A 4,833-nucleotide genomic window follows, 5' to 3' on the forward strand; every position below is an offset into this window, starting at 1 on the left:
ATCGGCGCGGAGAGCACGACGGGGCCGGCGGGGGGCTCGTCGGCGAGGACGGGGAAGGTGAACTCGTTCCGGCAGGCCCGCGCCTGGTCGGCCAGGTCCGCCGGCGGGTCGATCAGCGAGACGAACTCCACGCCGTCACCGCCGATGAGGGTGTGGGTGGCGATGAGCGCCCGCCGCAGCGCCTCGTCGCGAGGCGCCCGGGGCTCCGGGCCGTCCACGGCGTTCGCGGTGCGTACGCGGAGCCGGAACACGTCGTCCGCGAGTCGCTCGGCCGTCAGGGTGACGCTCGCCCTCACCTCCTCGCGGCGCCGCACGACCCGGCCCGCGCGACCCGGCAGCGGCTCGATGTCCTCGCCGGCCGCCGCCTCCACCGGGACGGTGCTCTCGCCGCGCAGCAGGTCGTCCAACGGGACGACGATCTCGGTCTCGCGCGGGACCGCCTCGTCGAAGGTCAGATGGACCGTGCCGTCGTCGGTCCGCAGCGAGGCGACCGGGCGGTGGCCGCCGTCGGGGCCGGCCTCCTCGACCTGCTTGCGCTGCGTCTGCAGGTGACGGAGCCTCACCCGGACGCTCGCGCCGGGCCGCCGGACGCGCAGCAGGCACTCGGTCCGCTGGTACCAGGAGTCGGCGGAGCCGGACACACCGGGGACCACGGGGCCGTCCGCCTCCACCCACTGTCGGGGGAACAGCACCCCGAACTGCCAGCGGACGCGGTTCTTCGCGGACGACCGCCGGTAGGGGTACAGGAGGTAGCCCTCGTAGAGGACGGCGTCGGCGACGGCGGTGATCTGCTCGAAGACGCCGCGGGACGGGTCCGGTGGCAGGCCGGTGTCCATGCCCGTGGCCGGGCACACCGTGCCGCTCTCGACCGGTCCGTACGCCATCGCGCCCTCCTTCTGCTCGTGTGCCGGCTCATCCCTTCCACCACCGTCACACCGCTTACGCTCTCCCGCCTCCTCCGGCGGAGCGCACTGAGCCGTTCGAGGGGTCGTCCGGCGCGCCGACTTCCGCCGCGCCCTCTTGACAAGCCCGGCCCACGGGCGGCAGCCTTCCATTAAGCAGAAAATAACTTCCACAATATGGAAATGAGATGTGGAAGCACTCGGAAGCGGCACGGAAAGGAGCGTCTGAGGCCCCATGGGATTCGCGGCGCAGCGCTTCAACGTCAACCTGTCGATCCTCTTCACGGAACTCCCGCTCCTGGAGCGCCCCGCGGCAGCCGCCGCGGCCGGCTTCACGGCGGTCGAACTGTGGTGGCCCTGGGTCGACTCCCCCGCCCCCGAGCAGTCGGAGCTGGACGCCCTCAGGCGCGCGCTCGACGGCGCCGGTGTCCAGCTGACGGGGCTCAACTTCTACGCCGGGCGGCTGCCGGGCCCGGACCGCGGCGCCCTGTCGATCCCCGGCGAGGAGTCGGAGCGGTTCCGCGCCAACGTCGACGTGGTCGCCGACTTCGCGCGATCGGCGGGCTGCACGGCCCTCAACGCCCTGTACGGCAACCGCGTCGAGGGCGTGGACCCCGCCGAGCAGGACACGCTCGCGCTGGAGAACCTGGTCCTCGCCGCGCGGGCCGCCGACCGGGTGGGCGCGATCCTGCTGATCGAGGCCCTGAACAGGGTGGAGTCCCCGCTCTGCCCGCTGGTCTCGGCCCCCGCCGCCGTCGATGTCGTCGACCAGGTCAACCGGGCCTCCGGCCTCGGCAACGCCCGCTTCCTGATGGACCTCTACCACCTGTCCATGAACGGCGAGGACCTGCCGTCGGTGATCGAGCGGTACACCGACCGGACGGGCCATGTGCAGATCGCCGACAACCCCGGCCGGGGCGCGCCCGGCACGGGCTCCCTCCCGCTGGCCGACCTCCTCGACCAGCTGGGCAAGGCGGGTTACGAGGGCTGGGTCGGCCTCGAGTACAAGCCGGGCGACCGGCCGAGCGCCGAGGCCTTCGAGTGGCTCCCCCCTGAGGCCCGCGCGGCGCGCTGAGCGCCACCGACCGGACGTAGCAGAAGTCAGAGAGGCACCCTCATCATGCGCAGCAGTCTTCCCAAGGTCGCCTGGATCGGACTCGGCATCATGGGCTCCCCCATGTCCGAGAACCTGATCAAGGCGGGCTACGACGTCACGGGCCACACCCTGGAGCAGGACAAGCTCGACCGGCTGACGGCGGCCGGCGGCACGGCGGCGGCCTCCGTCGCGGAGGCCGTGCGGGACGCCGACGTCGTGATCACCATGGTGCCCGCGTCCCCGCAGGTCGAGGCGGTCGCGTACGGCCCCGACGGCATCCTGGAGAACGCGCGGGCCGGGGCTCTGCTGATCGACATGTCGTCCATCACCCCGCAGACCTCGATCGACCTGGCGAGGGCGGCGAAGGGCAAGGGCATCCGTGTCCTCGACGCGCCCGTCTCCGGCGGCGAGGCCGGGGCCGTGGAGGCCGTGCTGTCCATCATGGTGGGCGGTGAGCAGGCCGACTTCGACGAGGCCCAGCCGCTGTTCGAGGCGCTCGGCAGGACCATCGTGCTGTGCGGCCCGCACGGCTCCGGGCAGACGGTGAAGGCCGCGAACCAGCTGATCGTCGCGGTGAACATCCAGGCGTGCGCCGAGGCCGTGGTCTTCCTGGAGAAGTCGGGTGTGGACCTGGGAGCCGCGCTGGAGGTCCTCAACGGCGGACTCGCCGGCTCGACCGTGCTGACCCGCAAGAAGGACAACTTCCTGAACCGGGACTTCGAGCCGGGCTTCCGGATCGACCTGCACCACAAGGACATGGGCATCGTCACCGACGCCGCCCGTACCGTCGGGGCCGCGCTCCCCGTCGGCGCCGTGGTGGCCCAGCTGGTGGCGTCGCTGCGCGCGCAGGGCGACGGCGGCCTGGACCACTCGGCCCTGCTGCGGGCCGTGGAGCGCCTCTCCGGCGCCCGGCTCTGATTCCCGAGGGCCGGAGCCTCCCCGAACTTCCGGTCCGCGGCGGCGCCGACATCTGTCCTGTCGCGCCCAGGCGCCACCGCGGACCGGAACCCCCGACGAACCGAACGACCCCGATGAGCTCGATGAACTCGATGAACTCGATGAACTCGATGAACTCGATGAACCACCTGACCGCGTCCGGTTCCTGATCACCCATCAGGGACGAATTGCACGGACGCACCGCCCCCGCGCGCCCCGCCGGCCCACGTGGATGAGGGGTCATCCGGTCCGGCACGCGCGGGCAGGGCGAGGACCGCGGCGGCGTGCACGCCAGTGCGGTGGCGCAAGGCGTGGGCCCCCCGTCTCGACGTGAGGGACGCCGAGCCGATGCCGTCGTGCGCCGCCGCGGTCCCGGCCGCCCACCCCCCTCCCGGTCACAGGGCCGGCGGCAACGGCAACAGCTCCCGTCCGGCCCCCGGAACCTCGGCCGGCACCGCGGCCCGCTGCTCGTCCGGGCCTCCCAGCGAACGCCGGGCGTTGTCCAGCAACTCCTTGTAGGTGAGCACCTCGACCCGGCTCATGTGGGCGTTGAACGTCCGCAGGGCCTCGGTGATCTCCTCCTCCGGCACCTCCGGGTGCAGCGCGGGGTGGCCGACGAGGACGAGGGCGCCGGCCCGACGGGTCTCGATGCCGAACTCCTCTCGGACGCGGTGGCGGTCCTCATCGAGCCCTACCAGGTAGTTGACGGCTTGCCCCGCCGCCTTGTGCACCTCCGCCCCGGGCACCCAGGCGTTGCGGTGGCGGACCACCAAGGGGTGCTTGAGGCCCATCGAGCGTTTCAGCTCGACGATGTGCAGGGCGCCGTCGCCCCGTATCAGCGGGATGTCGACCTCGTCGCCCGGTACGAGCCTGCGGTGCGCGGCCTCGCCGACGAACCGGCCGCCGAAGATCCAGTGCTGGCCCTCCAGAGCCCGCTGGAGTTCCCGCTCCGAGGCGTTCGGGTCCTCGACCACCGCGCGCAGCTCGTCGAGTCCGGCGGCGCGACGGCGCAACTCGGCGGCCTGGATGACGAGTCGGCCCTTGTGGTCGGCCGCGAGCAGGGCCAGGGCCTCCGGAGAGGCAGCGATGTCCCGGGCGGCGAGGGCGGGGTCCTCGATGCCGACACGGCCGTCCCGGAGGATGCGTTCCAGCCACAGTGCCGTCTCGGCTCGGCCGCGCGGGATCACCCAGCGGCCGGGGCGGTCCTCGGGGGCCTCCATGAACAGGGCGTCCTCCCCTTGGGCGTGGAAGTGGTCCAGGAACTCCGCCGTGCTCGCGTCGGGATGTTTCCGCAGGTAGGCGCGGCCCTCCTCGACCATCCACCGGTGTGTCACCCACACCGTCCTGCCGAGGTAGTCGCGGCTGATCCGGTCGCGCCTGCCGTCGCGGGTGAGCCGGTAGCGCTCCTCGAAGTCGGGTCTGAGGATGAGGCCTGGGGCGTAGTCCAGCGCGTCCTGGAGCATGCGCACCACGTGCCACTCCCCCGCGTCGGCCGCGGTGCCGCGCGCCGTCTCCAGCAGCCGTTCCAGTTCCTTGCCGCCCCTGCGGCCGCGTCCGGGACGGCCGTTGATGTGCGCGAGGACGGCGGTCAGGGCGTCCTGCACCGCCTGGCCGGCTGCCGCCTCCGCCACCTTCTCCAGCTGCCACTCCAGCGCCATGTCGCATCGTGTCGCCATGGAGGGATTGTGCGGCCCGGGTCTGACAATCCGTCATGGGGCCGAGGTTCGGGGCCGGCGCGCTCCGGACCCGTCTGTCTACGCAAGGCGGCGTAGAGCGCCTACGGAACCCTCAAATCAACCTCTGAACCACCGTCGAAGGGCTTCAACTGCCCCTGGGTGTGGGCAGATCCTCGACACACGAGGCCCGCCGGCACGGGGGCGGCGGGCCTCGTGTGTCGAG

At 72.5% G+C, this 4,833-nt stretch carries 3 protein-coding genes and 1 pseudogene; 2 read left to right on the forward strand and 2 right to left on the reverse strand.

Going from position 1 to position 4,833, the window contains the following annotated elements; genetic code table 11:
* Nucleotides 1-884 (reverse strand): annotated as a pseudogene (locus tag AOK23_RS39020) (hypothetical protein); the annotation flags it as partial.
* A gap of 253 nt (nucleotides 885-1,137) precedes the next feature.
* Here AOK23_RS39020 and AOK23_RS39025 point away from each other — a divergent pair.
* Entirely contained in the window at nucleotides 1,138-1,977 is an 840-nt protein-coding gene (locus tag AOK23_RS39025; RefSeq protein ID WP_055717196.1) for a TIM barrel protein, read from the forward strand.
* Between the two features lie 45 nt (nucleotides 1,978-2,022).
* Nucleotides 2,023-2,916, forward strand: a complete 894-nt coding sequence (locus AOK23_RS39030; protein WP_055717197.1) for a 2-hydroxy-3-oxopropionate reductase — start codon at nucleotides 2,023-2,025, stop codon at nucleotides 2,914-2,916.
* A 413-nt stretch (nucleotides 2,917-3,329) separates the two neighbouring features.
* Here the strand turns inward: AOK23_RS39030 and AOK23_RS39035 are convergent, their stop codons facing one another.
* The gene (locus AOK23_RS39035; RefSeq protein ID WP_240496762.1) at nucleotides 3,330-4,610 is read right to left on the reverse strand and encodes a Shedu anti-phage system protein SduA domain-containing protein; all 1,281 of its coding nucleotides are present in this window, start codon (nucleotides 4,608-4,610) and stop codon (nucleotides 3,330-3,332) included.
* Nucleotides 4,611-4,833 lie beyond the last annotated feature (223 nt).

This window comes from Streptomyces torulosus (assembly GCF_001419765.1).
In the GTDB taxonomy this organism is placed as follows: Bacteria; Actinomycetota; Actinomycetes; order Streptomycetales; family Streptomycetaceae; genus Streptomyces; species Streptomyces torulosus.

What these genes read in the sequence shown, in the direction of transcription:
- AOK23_RS39025 (WP_055717196.1), top strand. Translation starts at nt 1,138, where the DNA reads ATGGGATTCGCGGCGCAGCGCTTCAACGTCAACCTGTCGATCCTCTTC.
- AOK23_RS39030 (WP_055717197.1), top strand. Translation starts at nt 2,023, where the DNA reads ATGCGCAGCAGTCTTCCCAAGGTCGCCTGGATCGGACTCGGCATCATG.
- AOK23_RS39035 (WP_240496762.1), bottom strand. Translation starts at nt 4,610, where the DNA reads ATGGCGACACGATGCGACATGGCGCTGGAGTGGCAGCTGGAGAAGGTG.